We start from the raw sequence: 23,432 nt of genomic DNA on the forward strand, positions 1-23,432 counted from the left end.
CTCGGCCGCGAGGCCGGGATGAAGGCGACGACGCTGCCCGAGGGGCGCGTGGCGGGCGGAATGGAAAGCCACCAGCCGTCATGTTGCAGGCGGCGGGGCAGGGCGGACCGTGGCAAGGAGAGAAGCCGTGTCATGGCCGCCTTGTCGCAGGCGGTGCGGCACATACCGTGGCGGCATCGAGGAGATTTTCGGGAGTTTCGTGCAGAAATCGTGCAGGCTTGCCACGCCGTGCTGCAGGCGGCATAGATCGGGCATGGAGACCCCCCGTCCCCGCCGCTCCGTGCTCTACGTGCCCGCCGTCAACGAGAAGGCGCTGTCGAAGGTAGCCTCGCTCGCCTGCGACGCGGTCATCGTCGATCTCGAGGATGCGGTGGCGCCGGGCGAAAAGGCAGCCGCCCGCGACCGGCTGGCGGCGTTCTTCGCCGCGCGCCCGGCCTGCGAGACGGTCATCCGCGTCAATGCGCTGTCGGGCGAATGGGGCTCGGAGGATTTCCGGATCGCTATGGAACTGGCGCCCGATGCCATCCTGCTGCCGAAGGTCGAGGCGCCTCGCGACGTCCTCGAGGCCGGCGACTTGCTCGATGAGAGCGACGTGCCGACGAAGCTCTGGGCGATGGTGGAGACGCCGCGGGCGATGCTCAACCTCGGCGCGATCGCGGAACTCGGCCGCGACCCGGCTGCGCGGCTCACCTGCCTCGTGGCGGGCACCAACGATCTCGTCAAGGAAACCGGCGTTCTGATGACGCCGGACCGCCGCTATCTCATGCCCTGGCTGATGCAGATGGTGCTGGCCGCTCGTGCCGGCCGGCTCGACATATTGGACGGCGTGAGCAACGATTTCCGCGACCTCGCGACTTTCGGGCGCGAATGCGCGGAGGCTGCCGCCATGGGGTTCGACGGCAAGACGCTGATCCATCCGGCGCAGATCGAGCCGGCCAATATGGCTTTCTCGCCGACCCCGGCGGCAGTCGCCGAAGCCGAGAAGATCGTGGCGGCCTTCGCCGAGCCGGGCAACGCCGGCAAGGGCGTCATCTCGATCGACGGCCGCATGGTCGAGCGGCTGCATCTGGAACAGGCCGAAAGGCTGCTTGCCAAGGGTTCAGCACAGAAGGGGACACATCCATGAAACTCTACCGCTTCCTCACCGGCCCCGACGATGCGAGCTTCTGTCACAAGGTCACGGCCGCGATGAACAAGGGCTGGCATCTGTTCGGCTCGCCGACCTACGGCTTCGACGCCGAGACCAAGACGATGCGCTGCGGCCAGGCGGTGGTGAAGGATATAGACGGTATCGACTATGAGCCCGGCATGAAGCTCGGGGATTACTGAACGGAATTCTTGGCTGTGCCGCCTCAGGCCTCGCGTGGGGCGGCATGCGACGAGCGCGAGAGCATGCGTATGGCCGCGCATAAATTATTCGGCGGATGGCCTCGGCCGGCAATGCCGAATAGTCTTCCATCCATGCGATCCGAACCAGAATTGGAAACGTCCCGCTTTGTCGGAATCATCGAATTCCTCCAGGCTGCGGAGCAACTGAAGAACACGCTGAGGAGCGGGATCACTTCGGAGGGGCGGCCCGAAAGCACCGCCGAGCACAGCTGGCGGCTCTGCCTGATGGTGATGATGTTCGACCGCGAACTCGGTGCGTGCGACCGCCTCAAGCTTCTCAAGCTATGCATCGTCCATGATCTCGGCGAGGCGATTTCGGGCGACGTTCCCGCGATCCATCAGAAAGGCGATGACGGGCGCGCCGAACGCGAGCGTGCCGACCTGATCAGGCTGTGCGCGCCGCTGCCGCGGGACCTGCAGCGGGAGATTCTCGACCTGTGGGACGAGTACAGCGCCGCGACCACGCCGGAGGCGGTGCTGGCGAAAGGCTTCGACAAGCTCGAAACGATGCTCCAGCACCTGGTCGGTCGCAATGCGCCCGATTTCGACTATGCCTTCAACCTGACCTACGGGGTGAAGCAGACCGACCGGCATCCGCTGCTCAGGCAACTCCGCGCCTTGGTCGACGAGGCGACCTCGCGCCGTGTGAAGTCGTAGCTGCCGTCAACGGCGGCGTTTGCGGCCATGGGCGCGACCGTCTTCGTCACGGTCCCGTCCCGCCTGCTTCCAAAGCAGGTTTTCGGCCGCTGGGAAGCCCCCGGCATGGCGGCGATCCTGTTCGGTGCGCCAATGACCGCGGCCGCAGGCGCGGCGTGGGCGATGCCGTCACTCTTGGCCATTGACAACCAGGCGAGCCTGCGACCGTCGCGACGGTGATTGCGACCGCCGCGGCGACCGGCACGACGACGCGAAAGGAGGGACGCCAAACGCCGCTTGGCTTGCCCCGTTGCCCGTCGCGCCCCCCAAACAACCCAAGGGTAGTACTCAGGCAGCGGCGCTTGGCAAAGGTGTTGGTGGGGCGACGAATGCGTCCGGGCGGTAAAAGGCGCGTTTAGTACCCCTGGTCATGAGGCGCACTCCTCGACCGGATGAACTCAGGCAATGCCGGCATAGGCGACCGACGCGGCCAGCACGCCGACGAAAGCCAGCACCACCCCCCAGAAAAACCAGCGCAGCGTTACCCGATAGACGGGCTCGCTGTCGTCCGCCACCTGCAGCGACCGCCAGAGGGCGACGAACAGGCACGCGATGGAGAGAAAGACAGGGACTGCCGCCAAGAAGGAAGCCGGCGTCCAGTCCCCAGTGGCCTCCAGGCTCCAGAAACGGAGGAAATAGAGGGAAAACCCCAGCATCACCGTGATCGCGGTGATTACGCCTTGCCGATAGCCCTGGGGCAGCGGGCGGTCGTTCTCGCGCACAGTCGGTTTGATCGAGGCCGGATCCTCAGTCACCGGACCCTCCCTTGCGCCGGCGGCCGGGCGAGCGCCCATGGACCGGGATGCCAAGATGCCACATTCGCGAGCATGCCCGCGGCGGTCGCGGCGATAAAGCTGCCGAAACGGAGAATGAATCCGCTCCGCCTCCCCTATTTGTTGGATGGCCGGCCGCAACCGCAAGCGGCCGACGTCGCCCTCTGTCCGGGACAGGCCGGGCCCGCTGATAAGGCATTGCGCAGCGGTCGGAGGTGTAGCCGGGGGCTGGCGCCGGGAAGCAGGGCGACCCCTCTCGCCTCGGCAACGCATGGCCGGGCAGGCCTCCGGAACGGGGCCGCGGAGGTCGTCGACCCTACGCCAGCCGCATGCTGCTGCGAGCGCCCTTCATTGACGGCAGGGGACGATGCGGTTGGGCGCGCCGTCGATCCAGCCGATGATGGCGAAGTCGTCGCGCCGCCGGCCGCCCGGCGTGCAAGGTCGAAGGACGCGACCCGGACGCCCCGCCAGGGTCCGGCTGATGCGGACCGCCAACGTATCTTCTGTTTGTGGGCCCATGTTTTGTAGATAATTTGCAGCTGACCGTTTGTCGATTGGGCTCGGTAGTGAACCTAGCGGCTTGCCGGTTGCGCGATATTCGGCCTCGACAGGTTCGGGCGGCTCACAGAGCCCTTTGTCCTGTAGTGTCGGGCAACGATATATGGCTGTTTGAAAATCGGAACCGCGGTGAGCAAAGCGATGTCCAACCTTGAAAACGAGCTTCTGGGCACGCTTCCCGTCGCAGCCTATCTGACCGATGCGCACGGTCGCATCACCTATTGCAACGATGCGGCGGCAAAGCTGCTGGGCTACCGGCCGGCGCCAGGCACCGCCGACAGCTGCGACCTGTGGCGCATGCGATTTGCCGACGGCAACTCCATCGCCGACCATGAGCAACCTGTGGCGACGGCATTGGGCAGCCACCCCTCGCCTGCGGGATGCCGGGTTGCCTGCGAGCGGCCGGATCGTAGCTGGGGCGAGTTCCTGGTGCATTCCACCCCGACCCGAGACCCTGCGGGTAAGGTGACGGGGACGATCAATCTCCTCGTCGACGTCTCGGCCCATCTGCAGGATCATGAGGAGGTTCATCGGCTGGCCGCAATCGTCGAATCTTCCGACGATGCGATCGTAAGCAAGGACTTGTCCGGCTTCGTCAAGACCTGGAACGCGGGAGCCGAGCGCCTGTTCGGCTACCGTGCGGAAGAGATCGTCGGCAAACACATAGGCTTGCTCATTCCCTCCGACAGGCAGCACGAAGAAGAGCTGATCCTCTCACGCGTGCGGCGTGGCGAGCGTGTCGAACATTTCGATACGATCAGGGTGCGCAAGGACGGCGCGAAGCTACCGATCTCGCTGACGGTTTCCCCGATCCGCAATGCAGCCGGCGCCGTCATCGGCGCGTCGAAGATCGCGCGTGACATCACCGAACGCAAGGAAAGCGAGCGCCGGATCCAGATGCTTATGCGTGAGGTCGACCACCGCGTGAAGAACCAGTTTGCCGTCATACTGGCGATGGTCAGGGAAACCGGGAAGAGCGCCGACGACATCGCCGTATTCGAACTTCAGCTCCGCAACCGTTTGATCGGATTGGCGCGCTCGCAGGACCTGCTGGTCCGCGGTGGCTGGAAAGGGGCTGAACTCGGCGACCTCATCGACGGCCAGGTCAGGCCTTTCACGGAAGACAGTCGCATCCAGGTATCGGGCGAGCCGGTCACACTGTCGACGAAGGCGGTTCAGAACCTGGGCATGGCTTTTCATGAACTCGCCACGAACTCCACCAAGCACGGCGCGCTTTCGTGCAAGGACGGCATCGTCAGCATCCGCTGGACCGCGGGCGAGCGCTTCCGGCTGACCTGGCAGGAACTCGGCGGGCCGATCGTCGATACCGTGTCCAAAGGCGGCTTCGGCAGGATCGTGCTCGAGCGCATCACGCCCGCCGCGCTGGACGGCACGGCGCATCTCGGTTTTCCGCCGGAAGGCGTGATCTGGACATTGGATGCGCCGATCGAGCAGATCCGAGGCGAATAGACTGCAACTGTGACCATCAGCATGGTCACTGCGCGGCACGTCGGGAGACCTCTCCGGCCACTTCTTCGAGCGACCTCAGCCAGGCCAGTGCACGCCGTTCGTCCCGGTCCAGCAATCCGTCATGCTTCGGCAGTCGGCACGCTTCCAGTTCGGCAGGCAGTGTTCCGCTCTCCCAAGAGGAAATCACCTGCGGATGGATGTAGCCGCTGCGACACACCGACCGGGTGTTGCCGATGCACGCGGCCACCTCGTCGATGATCTCGTTGCGGAGCGACGCAACTTTGCCGGCGCTATCGGGAAGCGGCATGCGGGCGAACAGCGCCAGCGCCCGCACCGTTGCGCCCCAGGTTCGGAAATGCTTGGAACTGAAGCGGGGATCGGATGCATCCCTGATATAGGCATTGACCGCCTGGGACGTGACAGGAAGCCGGTTCCCTTCCTCATCCAGATATTGGAACAGCTGCTGGCCGGGCAACTCCTGCGTGTTCCGGACGATCCTGGCGATGCGGCGGTCGGTGAGATCGAGCCGCCACTCCCTGCCCGACTTGCCCTTGAAGAAGAACCGCATCGCCGACCCTGATATGTCGACATGGCGATCGCGCAGCGTCGTCAGCCCGAAACTGCCATTGTCCTTCGCATAGGCTTCATTGCCGATCCTGATCATGGTCCGGTCGAGCAGCCAGACGACCGCCGCGATGACCCGCGCTTGCGGCAATCCGCGTCTTCGAAGGTCCCGATCGACATGGCGCCGCAACCGAGGAAGGGCCCGCGCGAACGGTATCAGGCTCGAGAACTTGGCCTCGTCGCGCATCTGCACCCAGTCTGGATGGTAGAGATATTGGCGCCGGCCCCGCTGGTCCCTTCCCCTCGCCTGGATGTGCCCCTTGCGGTCGGGACAGATCCAGACCTCGGTCCAGGCCGGCGGAATTGCGAGGTCGCGAATGCGGGTGAGTGTCCGGGCGTCGTCGATCTTCTGCGCACCCAGCAGGAAGCAGAATCCGCGACCGGACCGCTTGCGGAGGATGCCGGCTTCATCATCGGCGACATATCGCAACGAAGCGGCGCGCGCGACTTCGGCACGGCCCGGTTCATCATCTTGTTTCCCAGGCTTCGCCGGGGCGTTCAATCACGTTTCTCCGGCTTCGGACCAGGCGTGTCGCCGGGCACTATTCGCCCGGCCCCCCAGATGCATCCAACGTGCCAGATCGAGATCCCGTTCCATCGACCGAAGACGAAGTGGATGAGCCAAAGACGGTCCGAGCTTCTTGGAACGAACCCGCGCAATGGGTGTTTGCCCCTGATGCGGGCGGCCAACTCAAGGAGGTAGCCATGCGTTCGAGATCATGGATTGCGCTTATTGGGGCGACAATGCTGGCGACAGGAACGGGCGTCGCGATGGCCCAGGACACCGTCATCATCCGGCCGGAGCAACGGACCGTGATCCGGGAGTATGTGCAGCGCGAGCCGGTGGCTTCGATCGACCTGCCGGGAATCGAGCTCAATATCGGCACGCCCGTGCCCGAGACCGTTGAACTCTACCCGATCGACGTTCCCGATGTGACCTATCAATATGTCGTCGTCGACGGGCGGACCGTGATTGTCGACCCGGCGGATCGCAGGATCGTCGAGATCATCCGATGATCGGAATTCCGGCCGAACGGCCGGATACCCTTCCGGCGGAGCGGAGTTTCCGCTGGAAGGGACGCATCCTTCACAATGAGCGTCAGTCCGCGACTTCAATCGCTTTGCTCATGCCATCCCGCAGTCGCTGAACCGTGATGTTGAGGTCGATCATCTCATGCGGGGCAAAGCCTGAGTGGCGAAGGAGCGAGGCGGTGAGGCAGCCTGTCTTCCGATGAAGCGAACTGCCTTTGGGCGACAGGTGCACTTCGACCTGACGCTCGTCCACGGTACTGCGACGACGTTCGACAAAGCCCGCAGCCTCCAGCCTCTTCACTGCCGGGGTGATCGTGCTCGGCTCGAGGGCCAGCCGATCCGCGATCGCCGAGATCGTCAAGCCGTTCTTTTCCCAAAGGGCGCTCAGCACAAGATATTGTGTGTAGGTGACGCCCAACTCGTCCAGCATGGGCTTGTAGACGCGCTGGATCGCCAGCGAAGCCGAATAGATCGAAAAGCAGAGCTGGCTGTCCAGCGGCAGGGTGGGTTCGTCGATCATCGTGGTCTCCTGGGCGGTTTGGCGGATTCCGTATCACAAAAAACGATATCGCGATAAATAACCTGTTTACAAGGTCCGAGCTGTCGTTTATACAGTTTAATATCGCGATAATGATTATCGCAATAGTTAATCAAGGAGATCCGCAATGACCAAGTTCCTCGCTTCCGCCGCCGTTATCGCCATCACCGCGACAGCCCTCGGCACCGCCCAGGCCGCCCCGGCCGCCAAAAACGTCGTCCTCGTCCATGGCGGCTTCGTCGACGGCTCCGGCTGGCAGGGCGTCTACGACATATTGAAGAGGGACGGCTACAACGTGACCATCGTCCAGAACCCGACAACCTCGCTCGCCGACGACGTGGCGGTGACGAAACGCGCGATCGCTGAGCAGGACGGCCCGGTCGTTCTCGTCGGTCACTCTTACGGCGGCGTCGTCGTGAGCGAGGCCGGAACCGACGAAAAGGTGAAGTCGGTCGTCTACATCGCAGCCTTCGCGCCGGACAAGGGCGAATCCGTCTCCTCCCTCATCGCCAACCCGCCCGCCGGCGCGCCGGTCCCGCCGATCCTGCCGCCGGTCGACGGCTACCTGTTCCTCGACAAGCAGAAGTTCGCCGCCTCCTTCGCGGCCGATGTCGACCCCGAGACCGCAGCCTTCATGGCGGATTCGCAGGTGCCCTGGGGTGTCCAGGCGCTGACCGGCGCGGTGACCGTGCCCGCCTGGAAGACCAGGAAGAGCTTCTACCTGGTGGCAACCGATGACCGCATGATACCGCCTGCGGCCCAGCGCAAGATGGCCGAGCGCGCCGGCGCCACGGTTGTCGAGACCCGCGGCAGTCACGCCGTCTACGTCTCCGAGCCCGAGGCCGTTGCCGCGCTGATCGAACAGGCCGCCGCGGCTGAGTGAAGTGAATGCCGATGCGGCGCCGCAGCCCGAGGGCCACGGCGCCGCAATGTGCCTTCTGCCGTGTCGGGCGCTCAAGAGCGTCCCAATATCCATTCCCTGAAGGTCGCGATCTTCGGATCGTTCTGAGTGACTTCCGGGCAGACCAGATAGTAGGCGAAGTCCTCCATGTGGGTCTCCTCCAAAAGCTTTACGAGTTGCCCGCCCTCGACCTCGCCCGCGACCATCGCAGCCGGCAACAGTCCTGCGCCCTGCCCGCCGAGCACCGCTTTCAGCAGCAGGCTCGAATCGTCGAAGGACGGCCCCCGCGGAGCACGAAGTTCTTCGATCCCGTTGCTCTGGAACCATAGGCTCCAGCCCTTGCGTTCGGCGTCGTGCACATGCGGCCAACGAACCAGATCCTCCGCCCCGGCCGGCAGGCCGAGCCGCTCGACCAGGGAGGGCGCGGCCACCACCACCATTTCGACCGCCACGACCCGGTCGCTTCGAAGACCGCCATAGCGCCCCAAACCGTGGCGTATGGCCACATCGACGCCGCTGCGCGAGAAATCGACCAGGGCGTTGCTCGTGACGATCTGGAGATCGATCTCGGGATGCGCGTCCTGGAAAGACTTCATGCGCGGAACCAACCAGGCCGACGCGAAAAACGGCGTGACGCTGATCGTCAGCACGCCGCTGTCGGTCGAGGCGGCGACACGGCGTGTTGCGTCCGCGATCTGGCGAAAGGCATTGCGGATGGATGGAAGGTAGTCGCGCCCCGCCGGCGTCAGATGGATGCCCCGGTTCACCCGCTCGAAGAGCCTTACCCCGAGATGGGTCTCCAGCGTCTTGAGCATCTGGCTGACGGCGCCCGGAGTAACGAACAACTCCTCCGCGGCCGCCTTGACCGAAAGATGGCGCGCCGCTGCCTCGAAGGCCTTGAGGGCGTTGAGGGGCGGCAGTCGCTGAGCCATAGTTTAGTTATTCTAATCTGATCCGGAAAGGAATTCTGGTTTGCGGAGGCGCCCGCGCACATGTTTTACAAGAGGGACATTGAACTCTTGAATGCAGAAGCGCAAGGCGCGCGGAGGGAAAGAATGAGTTTTTCTGCTTTGGGCGCTTGTCCGAACAGCGCTCTGACGGAGCAAGGAATGACCGATCCGATTGCCGATCTGGCCTTTCTCGGGCTCATGGATGTGGGCGCATTGATAAGGAGCCGAACCGTTTCGTCGCGCGCCTTGCTGGAGGCACAGCTTCAGCGCATCGCGATGCTGGATGGACGCCTGCACAGCTATGTGCAGGTGCTCGACACTGCCGCGCGTATACAGGCCGAAGCCGCCGACGAAGAGATAGCCGCCGGCCGCTATCGCGGACCGCTGCATGGCGTGCCGGTCGCGATCAAGGATCTGTGCTGGATCGAAGGTGTACCGACTGCGGCGGGAACCACTGTCTACAAGAATTTTGTGCCTGCCGAGGATGCCACGGTCGTCCGGCGGCTGAGGGCGGCGGGCGCAGTTCTCATCGGGAAGACACAACTGACGGAAGGTGCCTATTCGGACCACCATCCGTCCGTGATACCGCCGTGCAATCCGTGGAACGGGGACTATTGGACGGGAATCTCCTCCAGCGGCTCAGCCGTAGCGACGGCGGCAGGCCTGTGTTTCGGAGCGATCGCCTCGGACACGGGCGGCTCCATTCGCTGGCCCTGTGCGGCAAACGGCACGACCGGCATCAAGCCGACATGGGGCCGTGTCAGCCGCCACGGTGTCTTCGAGCTCGCGGCTTCTCTCGACCATGTCGGAACAATCGCGCGGAGCGTCGTCGACGCGGGCGCTATGCTCGCGGCGATCGCAGGCCACGATCCACGCGACCCCACCACATCCAACGACCCGGTACCGGACTACATGGCCGTGACGCGGATCGGCGCAGGCGGATTACGCATCGGCATCGACGCGCAATGGAACAGTGGGGACGTCGACCCTGAGACGCAGGCGGTGCTTGCCGCGGCAGCGGCAGTGTTCGCAGAACTCGGTGCGGAGCTCGTACCGATCGCGTTTCCGGATGTCGACCAGATCGTCGCTGACTGGGTTCCGAATTGCGCGGTCGAGGCAGCCGTCGCCCATGAAGGCACCTATGCGGCGCACAAGGAGCAGTACGGGTCCATTCTCGCCTCTGTGATCGAGGCCGGGCAGGCCGTGTCGGGCACCGCGTATCAGAAGATCCTGCTGCGGCGCGCAGCCTTCCGTGGCCGCGTCGAGAACCTCTTTCGTTCCATCGACCTTTTGCTGACGCCCGTCCAACCCTTCGCGCCCCTGATGCTGGCCGCCGTCGCCACGCTTGGCGAACGGCCGGACCTCGTTGCCGCATTGCAACGCTATACCTGCCCGTTCGACATGAGCGGCCATCCGACGCTTTCCTTCCCCGCCGGCTTCACGGGCGAGGGCATGCCGATCGGCCTGCAACTCGTTGCAGGTCATCTCCGGGAGGCGATGCTGCTGCGCGCGGGCGCGGCATTCCAGAACGTCACGACGTGGCATAACCGCCACCCGGCGATGATTCTGGAAGGCGGTCCGATGACTGCGGAGATGACGATATGAGCAGGCGGATCGTTCGCCCCTTCGCGCCAATCCGTTTGCATGGGAGACAAGCAATCCCTTTGTCCAAAACGGCCGACGACGCTATGCGCATACAGAGGTCCTGGACCGGAGAATGACCATGAACAGGCAGGACCAGGACAGATTGTTCCACGGGTGGGTCGTGGTCGCCGCAGCTTTCGTGGTGACCTTTGTCGGTTTCGGCAGCGCCTACACATTCGGTTCCTTCGTCGAAGCGTTGCAGGAGGAGTTCGGAGCTTCGCGCGGGGCGGTGTCGCTCGTCTTCTCGATCGCCGGTTTCCTGTATTTCGGGCTCGGCGTTGTTTCGGGACCGCTCGCTGACCGCTGGGGCGCGAGAAGGCTCGCCGTCTGCGGAATGCTGCTCGTCGGCCTCGGCCTCGTTCTTGCCAGCCAGGCGGAAACGATCGTCCAGGTCTATGCAGCCTATGGGCTCGGGATCGGCCTCGGGGTCGGTTGCGCCTATGTCCCGGCGATCGGGGCGGTGCAGCGCTGGTTCGTCAGGCGACGCGGCTTCGCGTCCGGCCTGGCGGTGAGCGGCATCGGCGTGGGCACGCTGGTGATGCCGCCGCTCGCGACCATGCTGATCACGGTGACCGGCTGGCGTGAAACCTATCTCGTTCTGGGAGTCGGTGCTGCGGCCGTTGGGGTCGGCGCTTCGCTCCTTATCGAGGACGACCCGCGCCAACGCGGCCTTGAACCGGACGGTGGCCCTCTGGAGCCGACCTCACGCGCGGTCGTGCGACAGGGCTTGTCGGTCGGTGAAGCCATCCGCAGCGCGCGTTTCCTCGGCCTCTATGCGGCATGCCTCATCAGCGCGTTCGGCGTCTTTGTCCCATTCGTGCATCTGGTTCCCTATGCGATCGATCGCCAGGTCCCGACGGCGGCTGCCGTCATGCTGCTCGGGGCGATCGGCGTGGGGAGCACCGCAGGCCGCTTTTTCCTGGGCGGAGTGGCCGACAGGGTGGGCAGGGATGCCTTCCTTGTCGCGATGTATGTGGGCATGGCGGCATCACTCGTCTTCTGGGCTGCCGCAGGCGGATTCTGGTCACTTGCGATCTTCGCGCTTGCATTCGGGATCTTCTACGGCGGCTGGGTCGCTATTCTGCCGGCCATCGTTTCCGATCATTTCGGCGGGCGCAATGTCAGCGGGATCATCGGGGTCCTCTACACCAGTGTCGCGATCGGAACGCTTGTCGGCCCCAGCGCAGCGGGTTTTGCCTTCGACGTCAGCCACAGTTACTTCCTTCCGATCGCGGCCAGCGTGGCGGCAAACCTGGTCGCTGCCACCATCGCCCTTGCGACGAGCAGGACCGTCTCGCCGATCAGATTGATGTCATAGTCTCGATAGCGGTATCCGTCCGCAGATGAGGTCGCGGGACCGGCACGGACAGCTCGGCCTGATGCGTCAGACCTGCTCGGTCGGCAGCAGCTCGGAGCGGAACCGCTCGATCAACCACCTTCCGGCCGGCCCAGGCGGGGTGTCGTTGCGATGGAAGGCGAAGGCCGGATAGCCGGCCGGCGGATAGGGCTCCAGGTCGAGCTTCACCAGCCGCCCGACGGCGACGTCCGCCTCGATCATCCATAACGGCAGGCCGCCCCAGCCCAGCCCGGAGAGGATCAGGTTGCGCTTGGTCGCCGTATCGGTCATGCGCCAGGTCCGGTACGCATAGACCCCGAAATCCTGCCCTTCCGTCATCTTCGATACGTCTGAGACGACCAGCTGGATGTGATCGCGCACCACCGAGAGTGGTACGCGGCCAGGATAGAGCGCGAGCGGATGATCCGGCGCCGCGACCGGAACCATCGTCGTTTCGCCGATGCGGATGGCGGCGAGTTCATCGCTGAGATTCAAGGCCTGGCCACCGAAGCTGACGTCGCACTGCCGGGCAAGCAACTGCTGCCACACGATGCCGATCGCGCCGATGCTGAGGCGCAGAGGCACAGTCGGGAACTGCGCGTCGAATGTCTTCAGCACCTTCACCAGCGCAGGCGCGGGCAGCACCACGTCGACCGCGATGGCCAACTCGGCCTCGATCCCCTGTTTCAGTCCCCGGGCACGGGCGCGGATCGCCTGCAGCGCGCCGGCAATACGCCTGGCATCGACCAGCATGGCCTGGCCTTCGGGCGTGAGCCGCGGCTCACGCACGCCTTCGCGCAGGAAAAGCTTCAGATCGAGCTGCGTCTCGAGGTTGGCGATCGTGTAGCTGATCACGGACTGGGCTCGGTTCAGCTTGCGAGCCGCGGCCGAAAAACTGCCCTGCTCGGCGACGGCGAGGAATACCTGCAACTGATCGAGCGTGGGGTTGGCTCCACTCATGTATCTATCTCATCGATGGAAAGCATCGACATTATATCGATTTTTTCAACCGGTCACTCATCCTATCTCAACCGGGAAACTCACGCCGACGGCGTTTCGGCGAATGGAAGGAAGAGACCGATGTCCAACATACTCCTCGTCACATCGAGCCCGCGCGGCTCCGCTTCAATCTCCTCCAAGGTCGCAATCGAACTGGCCGACAAGCTGAAGGCGGCCCTGCCGGGCAGCAAGGTCGTGCATCACGATCTGGTCGCGCAGCCTCTGCCGCATATCGTCCCCGACTACGCATCGGGCATCTACACGCCGCCCGAGGTTCGCACCGCGGCGCAGGCCGAACTGGTCGCCGTTTCCGACTCCGTCGTCGACGAGTTGCTGGCTGCCGATCACGTCATCCTGGCGATGGGGATGGTGAACTTCTCGATTCCTTCGACGCTCAAAAGCTGGATCGATCACATCTCCCGTGCCGGCCGCACCTTCCGCTACGACGCAAACGGCCCCGAAGGGCTGGTCAAGGGCAAGAAGGTCTATGTGGTGATCGCGTCAGGCGGCGTCTATTCGGAAGGTCCCGCCGCGGCGGCGGATTTCGCAGGGCCGTATCTGAAGCAAGTCCTGGCTTTCAACGGCATGACGGATGTGGAGGTCATCCGCATCGAAGGTACTGCCCTTGGCGAAGACTCGGTCAAGAAAGGCCTCGCCGACGCTTCGGACCGTACCGACGCCATTTCCGCGGATCTGGCCGAACCGCAGGTCGCGCAGGCCGCCTGAACGGCGAAGGAACAGGGCTGCGGCCCACGGGATCGCCAGGCGCAAATGCGATGGCTGGCATGGCCAGCCATCATTGTGGTCGTGGCGTCAAGGCGATTAGCCGAACGGATCGGAAAACGACTCCGGCAGCGGGCCTGCCTGACAAGGTCGCGAATGCCACCATGTCCGGTCCAGGCAATGCAGCGCTGCGTCCAATTTGGGGGCGCGCTTCGAAGAAGGTTGGGCGCAATCGGCCGATGCGCGGCCTGAGCCGCAATCGGCGTCTCGAGATCGGTTTGCCGTACTCTGATAATGGCGCTCGGCGATGCCTATATCATGGGCGAATCCGAGAACCGAGGAGTGAGACCATGACGACAGAACGCGCGGTGCTTGCCGGCGGATGCTTCTGGGGGATGCAGGATCTGATCCGCCGCTATCCCGGCGTTGTATCCACACGCGTCGGCTATTCCGGTGGCGACGTGCCCAATGCCACCTATCGCAATCATGGCAGTCATGCCGAGGCGATCGAGATCATTTTCGATCCGGCGAGGATCGGCTATCGCCACCTGCTGGAATTCTTCTTCCAGATTCATGACCCGACCACGCGCAACCGCCAGGGCAACGATGTCGGCACGAGTTATCGTTCGGCGATCTTCTACACGAATGACGAACAAAAGCGCGTCGCCGAAGACACGATCTCGGACGTGGATGCGTCGGGCCTCTGGCCGGGCAAAGTGGTGACCGAGGTGACGCCGGTCGGCGATTTCTGGGAGGCCGAACCGGAGCATCAGGATTATCTCGAGCGTTATCCCAACGGCTATACCTGCCATTTCCCGCGGCCGAACTGGAAGCTCCCGAAACGCGAGACGTTTCGCCAGGCCGGATAGCGGAAAGATGTCCGGGGCCGCGCCTGTCGCGCCGGCCCCGGCCCGCGGCGCATTCTCAAGCAGACATGCCAGGGCGGCGGACGCACCGATGGAATCGGCGCCGTCGCTCTATCAATTTCCTGTAGCATCGGACCTGTCCCGAAACCGCTCCTCAGTTAGGCAGACATGCTTCAAGTCAGATTTCCGCGCGGTGCTGTCGCGCATGCCGCTCGAGCGTCGCGGCGATCGCCTGGGGGATCGGCTGGCCGGTGCGTTCGGAGATGAAGAGATACTCGCCGGCGGGGTTGACCTCCAGGAAGACATGTTCGCCTGACGGCGTGACCCGGAAATCGACCGCGCCGAATTTCAGGTTCATCTCGTCCATCAGCCCGAGGAGTTTCTTCGCGACATCGTCCGGCAGCGTATACGGCCGAACCGCCGCGGTACCGAGACCCTTGCGGTAATCGACTTGGTGATCGGCATCCGATGCTATCGACGCCGCAAAAATGTCGCCATCGATCACGGTCACCCGAAGATCCAGCTGTGCCGGCACGAAGGACTGGAAGATGACCGGAGCAAAGCGAACCGACTCGATCAGCGCCAGGTCGTCGCGTGTCACGATTGCGGTTTCCCTTGGCGCCTCCTGAATGTTGCGGAAGGCCTTCCGGATCACCTTGCCGACGCCGTGACGTTCGATGAAGGCGAACGCTTCCTGCGGGCTGTTGCTGACCAGCGTCTCGGGTATGGCCAAGCCGTGTCGCCGCGCGACGCGCAGCTGATGCACCTTGCGCAACGCCATTTCGTCCGCTGTCGGCGGGTTCATCCAGAAACAGCGCATTGCGTACCAGACGCCCAGCAGGGCTTCGTTCGACTCCGACCACGCAAACAGACGTGCAGTGCCTTCCGTCACCTCCGGCGCGACCGTCATGTTGCGGATACGCCGATACCAGACCGCGCCGACTTTATCGAGTGCAACCCGACGTCCATCGGGAAGGTCGAAGAAATGCCCGTTCTCCACGGCTCCGGCATATGCGTTGAGCCGCATCCTTTCCGGAAACCAGGATACGTCGACGACTGCGTGATCCACGGTCAGGTGCTCGATGACCTTGTGCACATGCTGGTTGTCGAGGAACGATACGATCAGGATCACGGCGACCTCTGTTGATGTGGGATGCGCCCTCGCCGGATCGGCAGCGGCGCGAGGGCGGCAGAATGAGAAAGCCGGGGAAGGGAGAGCCCGGCGGCCGGGCCGCCGGGCTCTTGTCACGCTCAGGCCCCGCCGAGTTGCCTGTAGGCAGCCCAAGCCTGCCTCCAGCCTTCGAGCCCTTGGGCGTCAAGCATGCCGCGGCGATGCAACTGAGCGTAGTGGCTGAGCAGCACCTGATAGGAGGCTGCCGCCTGCGCACGGGCTTGTTGGGCTGCCGCGGCGGCAGCCTGTCCCGTTGCCAGCACGAAAGGAGTTCCGCCCGGACCGCCGGGGATACCCGGCAGGTCGATCGGCGGCTCCAGCGCCGATTTCGGCCAATCGATCGGAGTTTCGAAGACGTCCTTCTGCGGATCGTGAATTGCCTCCTTGACGAGATCCTTGGGATTGTCCTTCGGGCCGTCCTTGATCGCGTCCTTCGGAAAGTCCTTGTGGCCCTCCTTCGGGGGCTCCTTGATAAGATCCTTCGGATTGTCCTTCGGGAAATCCTTGGGCGGATCCTTGGGGAACTCCTTCGGCGGATCCTTGGGGAAGTCCTTCGGCGGGTCCTTGGGCAGGTCCTTCGGCGGATCTTTCGGCAGATCCTTCGGGGGCTCCTTGACAAGGTCCTTGGGATTGTCCTTCGGGAAATCCTTGGGCGGATCTTTGGGGAACTCCTTCGGCGGATCCTTGGGGAACTCCTTCGGCGGATCCTTGGGGAAGTCCTTCGGCGGGTCCTTGGGCAGGTCCTTCGGCGGCTCCTTGATGACATCCTTCGGAATATCCTTGGGAGTCTCCTTCACGAGGTCCTTCGGCTGATCTTTCGGACCCTCCTTGATAGCGTCCTTCGGAGTGTCCTTGACCGGTATCTTGGCCCCCACGCAAGGGATGTTGGACCCGATCATCGCGCGCGGGCCGTCCAGAGCAGCCTGCATGCGGGATGCCTGCCCCTGCGTGAACATGACCATGGCGATATCGTCGACATAGTCCATGTAGTTCATGAACATGTCGCCGTTCGGACCGTTGTTGCACGATATGGTCGGGAATGTCGGCGCGCCGAAGTTGCTGCCGCCCTGGTTGGGGGTGTCGGCAACGAAGTCGCTGCCGCCGCAGCCATCGCCGTCGTCGCCCCAGATATGACGCAGATTGAGCCAGTGCCCGACCTCGTGCGTGGCCGTGCGGCCGAGATTGAACGGAGGCGCGGCGGTGCCCGTCGTGCCGAAGGCGGTGTGCGTGATGACGACACCGTCGGTAGCCGCCGGACCGCCGGGAAACTGGGCGTAACCCAAAAGGCCGCCGGTCAGCTGGCATACCCACATGTTGAGATACTGATCCGCCGGCCATGCAGTGCTGCCGCCGGTCGCATCGGACTTGACGTCGTCATTGTCGTTGAAACCGTCGCGGTCGGTCCTCTTGCGCACGATGCCGTCGGTCGGATTGCCGCTCGGGTCGGTCGTCGCCAGTTTGAACTGGATGCGCGAATCTGCCGCCAGCGGCGCAAACGGAGCCGGCGTGTTCGCGACATCGGCGTTCTGCTTGCGGAAGTCCTCGTTCAGCACCTTGATCTGGCTGTCGATCTGCGCCTGGGAGATGTTCTGCGCCGGCGTCTTGTGGACGACATGCACCACCACCGGGATTTCCGTGCAGCCTGGCCGCGCCGCGGCCGCCATGCCCATTTCCACCCTGAATGCCTGCTCTTCGATCCGCTGCCGGGCCTCGGCATAGCGCGGCGACGTGGCGAGCAGGCGATGGTGCACGTGCATCGTGCCGCATTGTCGCCGTTTGGGGGGTTCTGCGTCTGCCATTTCCTTACCTCCTCATCTGGGATGGTGGTTTGCAAGAAAGATGGATTTCGAGACTGCGCACGAATTCGACAGACACACTCGCCGTACCGGCGAGCTACTTTTTCGAGATGACGAGCAAATCCTCCGTGAGTTGCTCGATGGAGTAGTGTCCTTCCCAGCCCGGCGCCGACAAATGGAGCTCGTCGCCGTCCACCGACCATGTGCCTGCGACACTTTCGAGCTTGTCGGCAGGGCCCGGCGACTTGGCGAGCGCCTGTGACCGGGAACTGAGGTCAAGGTGGCGGCGGCCGCGCGCCGGCGGCAGATTGTAACTGTCGGGCCGCAGGACGATGCGACCGGGGGAGCTTTCCTCCCGCACCTCCACCCAGTTTTTCGTCATTTTCTTGATATCGGTCATCATCGTCTCCGTTCGGGCGCCGGCGATCGCCAGCGAACGCTGCTGGCCGGCACGTCAGGCCGGTCGCCCTTGTCCAGGCAAGCTCTCGAGCATCTGCCGCACGTCCTGCCAGGACTGGTAGTCCTCGGCCTGCAGCCGCCGCTCGCCTTCGAGACGACGGTATTGCGCGATCAACTGGTTCAGATGCGCCGCGAGCGTCCGATTGATGTCTCCTGCCGGGCTGGGCAAGGTGCCGCTGGTGAACGGGCTGCAGCAGGAAAGAGGGGTCAGCACCACCGTCTCCCTGACGCCGGCCAGCTCGGCAATCGTCGCGATGTTCATCTTGAGAATCTCGACCGCGAAGGCCGGATCGACGCGGTCCAGCGTGTCACGCGCCGTATGGACCGCGTCGTTGGCGCTGTCGCCTCCTTCGATCGTCAGCACGGCTGGAATGCCGGCCTCGATAAAGGGAACGTGATCGCTGGCGAATGGATTGAGCGAAATCTGGACGGCCAGAGACGTATGGGCGGCGGCGGCATCCGCCAGCCGGTCGATCAGATCCTGGCTGACCGGGGCGCCCTCCAGCATGACGGTTGCCGGCGGCGCGTTGATGCGGCCTACCATGTCCATGTTGATCACGCCGCGGATGCGCGCCCTTTCGTCGGCCGCCAGGGAGGCGACATATTGCCTGCTCCCGAACAAGCCCTGTTCCTCGCCGCCGAACAGGACGAAGGTCACGTCATGCTCGAACTCCCGCATCGCGACAAGGCGGGCAAGCTCCAGCACGCCCGCCGAACCGCTGGCGTTGTCGTCGGCGCCGGGCGCCGGTCCGGCCGGACCGTCCTCGTGATTGATCGAATCGAGATGCGCGGTGATGATCACCTCGCCGGGCGAGGCCGCGGTGCTTGCCTTGGTCGCGACGACATTGACGCTGGGGCCGAGGTTGCCGACCGCGATCGGCCGCATGCCGATCGCGTAGCCGAAGCCCGAAAGTCGGGTCAGTGCCCAGTTGGCTGCGCCGAGAAAGTCGGTGCTGGTCGACAGGCGCGTCTGGAGACTGACGAGATGTTCAAGGTCCCCGCTGAACGCCGGGCTGCTTACGGCGTTGGCCATTGCCGAGGCCCGTGGCTGCTTGCGGACCGGCGCGCCGGCAGGCCGAATGTCGAACATTACCCGCCGGTCGCCGAGCGGCTCGATGACGAAACAGCTGTGTCCTTCGGCGCGGATCGCTTCGGCCTTGTCACGTTCGAGATCAACCACGATATAGCGGCCCTTGTCGAACAGCACCCTGACGTCCGGATGTTCGCGCTGGAAGCTGCGTCCCATCTGTGCGACCAGGTGAAAATTGCCGAGCGGCAGGTCGTCATCGCCCTGCCGCACCGTCGTGACATCCTCGCCGTCACCCGGGCGGAGCGCTTTCAGCTTGGCTCCGGGAGCATAAAAAAACACTTCGTCGCCAAAGCGAACCCATCGCGCGTCCGCTTCGTCGAGCAGTTTACCCAGCGCTCTGGACGCAACCTTGAGAATTTTCCAACGCATGGCCTGCCGCCTCAACCTGACCGGCACCAATCAATATTGGAAAGTATTTCAGGATTCATGTATTATATTAATGCTCATCTCTATCGCTGTCAATCGATTTCAAGATGAAGCAGCCCTCGTAACAGAATGTCACGCGAGAGGGTGAGTGCAAGCGATCCGGTTGGCAGATGCCACAACAACAGGCAGGAATATAGCTCCGGCTACCGCGGCTTGCGGTACGCTCAGGGCCCCGCGAACTCGCCCTGACACCAGCCGGCGTCGGCCTTTTCGGCCGCTTCCCGGTCGTCCGCGCAGGGCGTCCTCATAGTGCTTTGGGCCCATCGATCGGGTGGCCGTTCCGGACAAGCCATGCCGCGACGCTCTGCCCGTATGAACGAAGGCGGCAAGCAGGGCGGGCCGATCCGCCTCATGGAGATCGAAGACGGTGTGCCGGCCCTCGACAGCGACCTCGTCGGAAGACAACAAATGCGTGGACCCGCCTGAGCCGCAGCACGGTGGTCTAGACGCATCCCGGGCAGAGCGTCTGAAAAGGCGGCGGCAACCACCGCCCGACTCCGCAAGGCGGCAAGATCGAGCGGTGCGTCACTGTTCAGCCGCTGCACGATATCCCATTGGGGAGCCGGCTGACGGGCATTGCAGGTTCAATCCCGTATCACTCCACTACGCGGCCAGGCAGGCTGAGGTCGCCGCTCGCCACGTCAAAGACGTTGGCGACGCAGAGCAGCGGCGAGTGTACCGACGCGCTGACGCGCAGCCCTGCGGTCACTCCGTCGAACGTCACGCCTTCCGTCGGCCCGAGTGAAGCCGCCGGCGCACGCACCGTCACCTGCGGTCCGGCGATCTGCGGCTTGTGACCAGGGCTGTCGATGAGGATGGGCAGGCTGGGCCAGGTCTTCGGCAGTTTCGGCTTGGCGCCCTCCGGTATGTCGCGAACCTTGAGCGCGCCATTGCCGCAGGCGTCGTCCGGCACGAGCACGACCCAATGGCTGTGCCACAGATCGCCGTCATTGGCATTGTCGCCGTCGCCGTTCTCGTCATAGAGCGGCGTGTCGTCGAAGTCGGGGTGTGAGGTCACGGCAAAGGCAAGGATGTCCTGATCGTTCTCGAACCCGACCGCCCCTGAGTTGAGACCGGTCGGCCAGACATAAGAGTAGACGGTGGAACCGGCGAGCTTGCCCGAAGGTGCGGGCTTCGATGAACCGGCCTTGCCGCTTACCGCCATGCGGAAAACAAGGTCGTCGCCCGCGAGGACGATCTCGGTGCGCACGATGTCAAAGTCCGTCGGCTGAGCGTTGCCTTTGGCCGCGTCTATGGGGTGAGCGGAGGCGGCCGCCGTCAGAGTAAGCGTCGCCGTTGCGCCAGCGAGCATTGCCCGCAGCGTCGTCTGGAGCATGGTCATTTTGATTTCTCCTCGGGTCCACGGCCTCGCATCGACAAGAACCGTTAGGAGTGCTAATAATCACTTCATTGGAAGTTGGTCAAGCTGAATGTTAGGAGTCCTAAATAGATGACCTTCGACGCGATCAGCGAGCCTATCGCCAAGCGCGTGACCGCGGGCCTGGCGAAGATCGCGCTCGCGCTCAAGAGCCGCGCGTGGAAGGGTGCTGGTGGGGCCGGAGTCACGCCGACGCAGGGCCAGGCGCTTGGCCTCCTCCGCGAAGCGCCCAAGGGCCTGCGGCTTTCGGCGCTGGCGGAACTGCTCGGCGTGTCGGCGCCCACCGCCAGCGATGCGGTCAACTCGCTCGTCTCAAAGGGTCTGGCTGCGAAGGAGGCCGGTCCCGACAAGCGGTCTATCGCCTTGAAGCTCACGCCTGCGGGCAAGACGCTGGCGGATCGTACGGACGAGTGGCCGGACTTCCTGACGCGCGCGGTCGAGTCTCTCGAGCCGGACGAGCAGGCAGGCTTCCTGCGCTCTCTCGTCAAGATCGTCCGGGCGCTGCAGGAGAATGGAGACATTCCGCTGCAGCGTATGTGCATCACCTGCCGCCACTTCCGGCCCAACGTTCATGACGATGTTTTGAACCCCCACCACTGCGCCTATGTGGACGCGGCCTTCGGCGACAGACACCTGCGCCTCAACTGTGCGGAACAGGAGGAAGCGCCTGCCGAGCAACGCTCGGCCGCATGGGAGCGCTTCCGAGTTCCCGCCGCCGCGCCTTTGTAGGACTGAGGTTGGCCGGCGGCGTCGAAATGACACTGCTTGCAGGGAGGTGCTTCGGTACAGGGCAGGTGCCAGGCCCCTTCCGTCAGATCCGGCGATGCGGTGTCGATGTTTGCACGATGCCTGAACCCGCACCGCCTGCGTGCGCACAAGCAGAAAGCGCCCCGGAAGGCGCCTGCTGAATTGCTGATTTCCTTGAGGAAACTGGAGCGGGCGAAGGGATTCGAACCCTCGACCCCAACCTTGGCAACCGGATCAGGTCGTTTTCGCCACAGCAGGTCATTCTACGCTATAACCCGAAAAACTACGATCGATCAACCACTTACATTGACAGGCGTGCCGCCGTAGGTACGCTAGAAGAACCCCTGATTCCCTTTCAACTGCTTCCCCCCTGCTTCCCCGCTCATGCTGCAACTGCGTGGGGAAGCAGATTGGCGCGTGCGCGTCCTCCGCCCTCCTCGCAGGCATCTGATTTGAAACGCAAATCCAGCCTGAAGGAGTCCGGCGATGCCGAAACTGACCAAGAGGATCGTTGATGCACTGCAACATGATCCGGAGCGCGATGTGTTCGTGTGGGACACCGAGGTCCGCGGCTTCGGCGTTCGCGTAAAGCCCTCCGGAACGAAGACGTTTCTGATCCAATACCGCAACGCTGAGCGGCGCACGCGACGCTTCGTCATCGGTCAGTTCGGCGTTCTGACGGTCGAACTTGCCCGCGATCTGGCCAAGAAGAAGCTCGCTTCCGTTGTCGACGGTGGCGATCCTTCGGCCGAGCGTCGTGCAGCCCGTGAGGGCATGACCGTGGCTGAAGTTTGCGACTGGTACCTCGAAGAGGCCGAAGCGGGACGGCTCCTCGGCCGGAACAGGCGGCCGATCAAGGCGTCCTCGGTGGCCGGCGATAGGAGCCGCATCGAGCAGCACATCAAGCCGCTGATCGGTACGCGGGTGGTGAGCCGCCTTCGTCTTGCCGATATCGAACGGCTCCAGGCCGACATTGCCGCCGGCAAGACGGCGCGCTCGCATCGGCCGGGCCGCGGAGGGCAGACTTCTGGCGGAGCTGGTGTGGCGGCGCGCGCCATCAGCACATTGCGAAGTCTCCTCAATCATGCCCGTCGGCTCGGGTTGATCGAACAGAGCCCGGCGAATGGAGTTCGCATTATCGCTTCGGAGAAGCTCAAGCGCCGCCTCAGCGCCGGCGAGATTCGGCACCTTGGCAAGATCATGATGCAGATCGAGCACGAGGGCGAGCACCCGACGGGCCTTGCCGCGATCCGGGCGATGCTGCTGACCGGTTTCCGCCGCATGGAGGTCCTGGGGATGCGCAGGGAATGGATCGAGCCGGAGGGCAACTGCGTCGCATTCCCGGACACGAAGTCGGGCCCCCAGTTGCGGGCAGTTGGGGACGCTGCGATTGCCCACCTGCTCAGCCAGGGACAGCGCAGTCCGTCGCCGTTTGTCTTCCCGGCCGACTGGGGTGAAGGCCACTTCATCGGTGTCGTGAGGGTGCTCGACCGGGTGTGTTTACGCGCGGGTCTGAACAACGTTACCCCACATACCTTAAGACACACCTTTGCCAGCATCGCGGCCTCGTTGGGCTTTAGCGAGCTGACGATTTCCGGCCTCCTCGGGCATGCGCCGCGTGGAGTCACGCAGCGCTACGTTCATCTCGACACAGCGCTCGTCATAGCGGCAGATCAGGTCGCGGCCGAGATTGCCCGCCTTCTGGAGGGCGGAGAAGTCGCGACTGTCCGAGAGATGAAGCTGCTTCGCTCGAAGACTTTGGCACGGGTTCCGGTGTAAGAGCCCGTCCCTGCTGGATGCGACGATAGTTGGGGGCTAACATCCTCGCCCACGTATCTCTTCGCGCTCACCGCCGAAACATTGCAT

At 63.9% G+C, this 23,432-nt stretch carries 24 protein-coding genes; 14 read left to right on the plus strand and 10 right to left on the minus strand.

Annotation, left to right across the window (positions count from 1 at the left end; genetic code table 11):
• The first annotated feature begins 253 nt into the window (after nucleotides 1-253).
• The 4 genes from JN280_RS08345 to JN280_RS08360 all read left to right on the plus strand — a co-directional run bounded on the left by JN280_RS08345 (nucleotide 254) and on the right by JN280_RS08360 (nucleotide 2,265).
• Nucleotides 254-1,126, plus strand: coding sequence for an HpcH/HpaI aldolase/citrate lyase family protein (locus tag JN280_RS08345; RefSeq protein WP_202311403.1), 873 nt, complete (start codon nucleotides 254-256; stop codon nucleotides 1,124-1,126).
• The gene (locus tag JN280_RS08350) at nucleotides 1,123-1,329 is read left to right on the plus strand and encodes a DUF1737 domain-containing protein (protein WP_202311405.1); all 207 of its coding nucleotides are present in this window, start codon (nucleotides 1,123-1,125) and stop codon (nucleotides 1,327-1,329) included. Before JN280_RS08345 ends, JN280_RS08350 begins: the two co-directional genes overlap by 4 nt.
• 132 nt (nucleotides 1,330-1,461) lie before the next feature.
• The gene (locus JN280_RS08355) at nucleotides 1,462-2,046 is read left to right on the plus strand and encodes an HD domain-containing protein (protein WP_202311407.1); all 585 of its coding nucleotides are present in this window, start codon (nucleotides 1,462-1,464) and stop codon (nucleotides 2,044-2,046) included.
• 27 nt (nucleotides 2,047-2,073) lie between these two features.
• Entirely contained in the window at nucleotides 2,074-2,265 is a 192-nt protein-coding gene (locus tag JN280_RS08360) for a hypothetical protein (RefSeq protein WP_202311409.1), read from the plus strand.
• A gap of 218 nt (nucleotides 2,266-2,483) precedes the next feature.
• On the opposite strand, the gene JN280_RS08365 is transcribed toward JN280_RS08360, so the two are convergent.
• Nucleotides 2,484-2,840: a hypothetical protein gene (locus JN280_RS08365; protein WP_202311411.1), complete on the minus strand. Its 357-nt coding sequence runs from the start codon at nucleotides 2,838-2,840 to the stop codon at nucleotides 2,484-2,486.
• 717 nt (nucleotides 2,841-3,557) lie between these two features.
• On the opposite strand from JN280_RS08365, the gene JN280_RS08370 reads away from it, so the two are divergent.
• Nucleotides 3,558-4,886: a sensor histidine kinase gene (locus tag JN280_RS08370; RefSeq protein ID WP_244743107.1), complete on the plus strand. Its 1,329-nt coding sequence runs from the start codon at nucleotides 3,558-3,560 to the stop codon at nucleotides 4,884-4,886.
• Nucleotides 4,887-4,911: 25 nt separating this feature from the next.
• Here JN280_RS08370 and JN280_RS08375 read toward each other — a convergent pair whose 3' ends face one another.
• Entirely contained in the window at nucleotides 4,912-6,012 is a 1,101-nt protein-coding gene (locus JN280_RS08375) for a DNA topoisomerase IB (RefSeq protein ID WP_202311413.1), read from the minus strand.
• A gap of 203 nt (nucleotides 6,013-6,215) precedes the next feature.
• Between JN280_RS08375 and JN280_RS08380 the strand changes: the two genes are divergently transcribed.
• Nucleotides 6,216-6,527, plus strand: coding sequence for a DUF1236 domain-containing protein (locus JN280_RS08380; protein ID WP_244743110.1), 312 nt, complete (start codon nucleotides 6,216-6,218; stop codon nucleotides 6,525-6,527).
• Between the two features lie 82 nt (nucleotides 6,528-6,609).
• Here JN280_RS08380 and JN280_RS08385 read toward each other — a convergent pair whose 3' ends face one another.
• Nucleotides 6,610-7,062 (minus strand): MarR family winged helix-turn-helix transcriptional regulator, encoded by a 453-nt coding sequence (locus JN280_RS08385; RefSeq protein ID WP_202311415.1) that lies wholly within the window; start codon nucleotides 7,060-7,062, stop codon nucleotides 6,610-6,612.
• A gap of 145 nt (nucleotides 7,063-7,207) precedes the next feature.
• Here JN280_RS08385 and JN280_RS08390 point away from each other — a divergent pair, with 145 nt between their 5' ends.
• Nucleotides 7,208-7,963 (plus strand): alpha/beta fold hydrolase, encoded by a 756-nt coding sequence (locus tag JN280_RS08390; protein WP_202311417.1) that lies wholly within the window; start codon nucleotides 7,208-7,210, stop codon nucleotides 7,961-7,963.
• Nucleotides 7,964-8,034: 71 nt separating this feature from the next.
• On the opposite strand, the gene gcvA is transcribed toward JN280_RS08390, so the two are convergent.
• A complete protein-coding gene (gcvA, locus tag JN280_RS08395; protein WP_202311420.1) occupies nucleotides 8,035-8,913 on the minus strand; it encodes a transcriptional regulator GcvA in 879 nt (292 codons plus the stop codon).
• Between the two features lie 177 nt (nucleotides 8,914-9,090).
• Between gcvA and JN280_RS08400 the strand changes: the two genes are divergently transcribed.
• Nucleotides 9,091-10,536 (plus strand): amidase, encoded by a 1,446-nt coding sequence (locus JN280_RS08400; RefSeq protein ID WP_202311422.1) that lies wholly within the window; start codon nucleotides 9,091-9,093, stop codon nucleotides 10,534-10,536.
• 118 nt (nucleotides 10,537-10,654) lie between these two features.
• Nucleotides 10,655-11,893, plus strand: a complete 1,239-nt coding sequence (locus JN280_RS08405) for an MFS transporter (RefSeq protein ID WP_244743112.1) — start codon at nucleotides 10,655-10,657, stop codon at nucleotides 11,891-11,893.
• A 66-nt stretch (nucleotides 11,894-11,959) separates the two neighbouring features.
• On the opposite strand, the gene JN280_RS08410 is transcribed toward JN280_RS08405, so the two are convergent.
• Complete coding sequence (locus JN280_RS08410; protein ID WP_202311426.1) at nucleotides 11,960-12,871, minus strand: LysR family transcriptional regulator; 912 nt, start codon at nucleotides 12,869-12,871, stop codon at nucleotides 11,960-11,962.
• A 120-nt stretch (nucleotides 12,872-12,991) separates the two neighbouring features.
• Between JN280_RS08410 and JN280_RS08415 the strand changes: the two genes are divergently transcribed.
• Together JN280_RS08415 and msrA are read left to right on the plus strand one after the other, a co-directional pair.
• Nucleotides 12,992-13,636: an FMN-dependent NADH-azoreductase gene (locus JN280_RS08415; protein ID WP_202311428.1), complete on the plus strand. Its 645-nt coding sequence runs from the start codon at nucleotides 12,992-12,994 to the stop codon at nucleotides 13,634-13,636.
• 347 nt (nucleotides 13,637-13,983) lie between these two features.
• Nucleotides 13,984-14,502 (plus strand): peptide-methionine (S)-S-oxide reductase MsrA, encoded by a 519-nt coding sequence (gene msrA / locus JN280_RS08420; RefSeq protein ID WP_202314634.1) that lies wholly within the window; start codon nucleotides 13,984-13,986, stop codon nucleotides 14,500-14,502.
• Between the two features lie 175 nt (nucleotides 14,503-14,677).
• Here msrA and JN280_RS08425 read toward each other — a convergent pair whose 3' ends face one another.
• The 4 genes from JN280_RS08425 to JN280_RS08440 form a co-directional block, all read right to left on the minus strand.
• On the minus strand, nucleotides 14,678-15,631 hold the full coding sequence (locus JN280_RS08425) for an MvdC/MvdD family ATP grasp protein (protein ID WP_202311430.1): 954 nt from the start codon (nucleotides 15,629-15,631) through the stop codon (nucleotides 14,678-14,680).
• A 119-nt stretch (nucleotides 15,632-15,750) separates the two neighbouring features.
• The gene (locus JN280_RS39340; protein ID WP_244743114.1) at nucleotides 15,751-17,469 is read right to left on the minus strand and encodes a zinc metalloprotease; all 1,719 of its coding nucleotides are present in this window, start codon (nucleotides 17,467-17,469) and stop codon (nucleotides 15,751-15,753) included.
• A gap of 94 nt (nucleotides 17,470-17,563) precedes the next feature.
• Nucleotides 17,564-17,866 (minus strand): hypothetical protein, encoded by a 303-nt coding sequence (locus JN280_RS08435; RefSeq protein WP_202311432.1) that lies wholly within the window; start codon nucleotides 17,864-17,866, stop codon nucleotides 17,564-17,566.
• 54 nt (nucleotides 17,867-17,920) lie between these two features.
• Complete coding sequence (locus JN280_RS08440; protein WP_202311434.1) at nucleotides 17,921-19,384, minus strand: M28 family metallopeptidase; 1,464 nt, start codon at nucleotides 19,382-19,384, stop codon at nucleotides 17,921-17,923.
• Nucleotides 19,385-19,732: 348 nt separating this feature from the next.
• Between JN280_RS08440 and JN280_RS39955 the strand changes: the two genes are divergently transcribed.
• Nucleotides 19,733-19,867 carry a hypothetical protein gene (locus tag JN280_RS39955; protein ID WP_274609071.1) on the plus strand — a complete coding sequence of 45 codons (135 nt, stop codon included), beginning with the start codon at nucleotides 19,733-19,735 and terminating at the stop codon, nucleotides 19,865-19,867.
• Between the two features lie 169 nt (nucleotides 19,868-20,036).
• Here JN280_RS39955 and JN280_RS08445 read toward each other — a convergent pair whose 3' ends face one another.
• Nucleotides 20,037-20,777: a hypothetical protein gene (locus JN280_RS08445; RefSeq protein WP_202314636.1), complete on the minus strand. Its 741-nt coding sequence runs from the start codon at nucleotides 20,775-20,777 to the stop codon at nucleotides 20,037-20,039.
• Between the two features lie 114 nt (nucleotides 20,778-20,891).
• Between JN280_RS08445 and JN280_RS08450 the strand changes: the two genes are divergently transcribed.
• Nucleotides 20,892-21,548, plus strand: coding sequence for a MarR family winged helix-turn-helix transcriptional regulator (locus JN280_RS08450; RefSeq protein WP_202311436.1), 657 nt, complete (start codon nucleotides 20,892-20,894; stop codon nucleotides 21,546-21,548).
• 504 nt (nucleotides 21,549-22,052) lie between these two features.
• Nucleotides 22,053-23,345, plus strand: a complete 1,293-nt coding sequence (locus JN280_RS08455; RefSeq protein ID WP_202311438.1) for a tyrosine-type recombinase/integrase — start codon at nucleotides 22,053-22,055, stop codon at nucleotides 23,343-23,345.
• Nucleotides 23,346-23,432: the final 87 nt, after the last annotated feature.

This window comes from Mesorhizobium sp. L-8-10, assembly GCF_016756635.1.
Lineage (GTDB): Bacteria > Pseudomonadota > Alphaproteobacteria > Rhizobiales > Rhizobiaceae.

Coding starts and splice junctions, on each gene's coding strand:
- JN280_RS08345 (WP_202311403.1), top strand. CDS start 254: ATGGAGACCCCCCGTCCCCGCCGCTCCGTGCTCTACGTGCCCGCCGTC.
- JN280_RS08350 (WP_202311405.1), top strand. CDS start 1,123: ATGAAACTCTACCGCTTCCTCACCGGCCCCGACGATGCGAGCTTCTGT.
- JN280_RS08355 (WP_202311407.1), top strand. CDS start 1,462: ATGCGATCCGAACCAGAATTGGAAACGTCCCGCTTTGTCGGAATCATC.
- JN280_RS08360 (WP_202311409.1), top strand. CDS start 2,074: ATGGGCGCGACCGTCTTCGTCACGGTCCCGTCCCGCCTGCTTCCAAAG.
- JN280_RS08370 (WP_244743107.1), top strand. CDS start 3,558: ATGTCCAACCTTGAAAACGAGCTTCTGGGCACGCTTCCCGTCGCAGCC.
- JN280_RS08380 (WP_244743110.1), top strand. CDS start 6,216: ATGCGTTCGAGATCATGGATTGCGCTTATTGGGGCGACAATGCTGGCG.
- JN280_RS08385 (WP_202311415.1), bottom strand. CDS start 7,062: ATGATCGACGAACCCACCCTGCCGCTGGACAGCCAGCTCTGCTTTTCG.
- JN280_RS08390 (WP_202311417.1), top strand. CDS start 7,208: ATGACCAAGTTCCTCGCTTCCGCCGCCGTTATCGCCATCACCGCGACA.
- gcvA (WP_202311420.1), bottom strand. CDS start 8,913: ATGGCTCAGCGACTGCCGCCCCTCAACGCCCTCAAGGCCTTCGAGGCA.
- JN280_RS08400 (WP_202311422.1), top strand. CDS start 9,091: ATGACCGATCCGATTGCCGATCTGGCCTTTCTCGGGCTCATGGATGTG.
- JN280_RS08405 (WP_244743112.1), top strand. CDS start 10,655: ATGAACAGGCAGGACCAGGACAGATTGTTCCACGGGTGGGTCGTGGTC.
- JN280_RS08410 (WP_202311426.1), bottom strand. CDS start 12,871: ATGAGTGGAGCCAACCCCACGCTCGATCAGTTGCAGGTATTCCTCGCC.
- JN280_RS08415 (WP_202311428.1), top strand. CDS start 12,992: ATGTCCAACATACTCCTCGTCACATCGAGCCCGCGCGGCTCCGCTTCA.
- msrA (WP_202314634.1), top strand. CDS start 13,984: ATGACGACAGAACGCGCGGTGCTTGCCGGCGGATGCTTCTGGGGGATG.
- JN280_RS39340 (WP_244743114.1), bottom strand. CDS start 17,469: ATGGCAGACGCAGAACCCCCCAAACGGCGACAATGCGGCACGATGCAC.
- JN280_RS08435 (WP_202311432.1), bottom strand. CDS start 17,866: ATGACCGATATCAAGAAAATGACGAAAAACTGGGTGGAGGTGCGGGAG.
- JN280_RS08440 (WP_202311434.1), bottom strand. CDS start 19,384: ATGCGTTGGAAAATTCTCAAGGTTGCGTCCAGAGCGCTGGGTAAACTG.
- JN280_RS39955 (WP_274609071.1), top strand. CDS start 19,733: ATGCCGCGACGCTCTGCCCGTATGAACGAAGGCGGCAAGCAGGGCGGG.
- JN280_RS08445 (WP_202314636.1), bottom strand. CDS start 20,777: ATGCTCCAGACGACGCTGCGGGCAATGCTCGCTGGCGCAACGGCGACG.
- JN280_RS08450 (WP_202311436.1), top strand. CDS start 20,892: ATGACCTTCGACGCGATCAGCGAGCCTATCGCCAAGCGCGTGACCGCG.
- JN280_RS08455 (WP_202311438.1), top strand. CDS start 22,053: ATGCCGAAACTGACCAAGAGGATCGTTGATGCACTGCAACATGATCCG.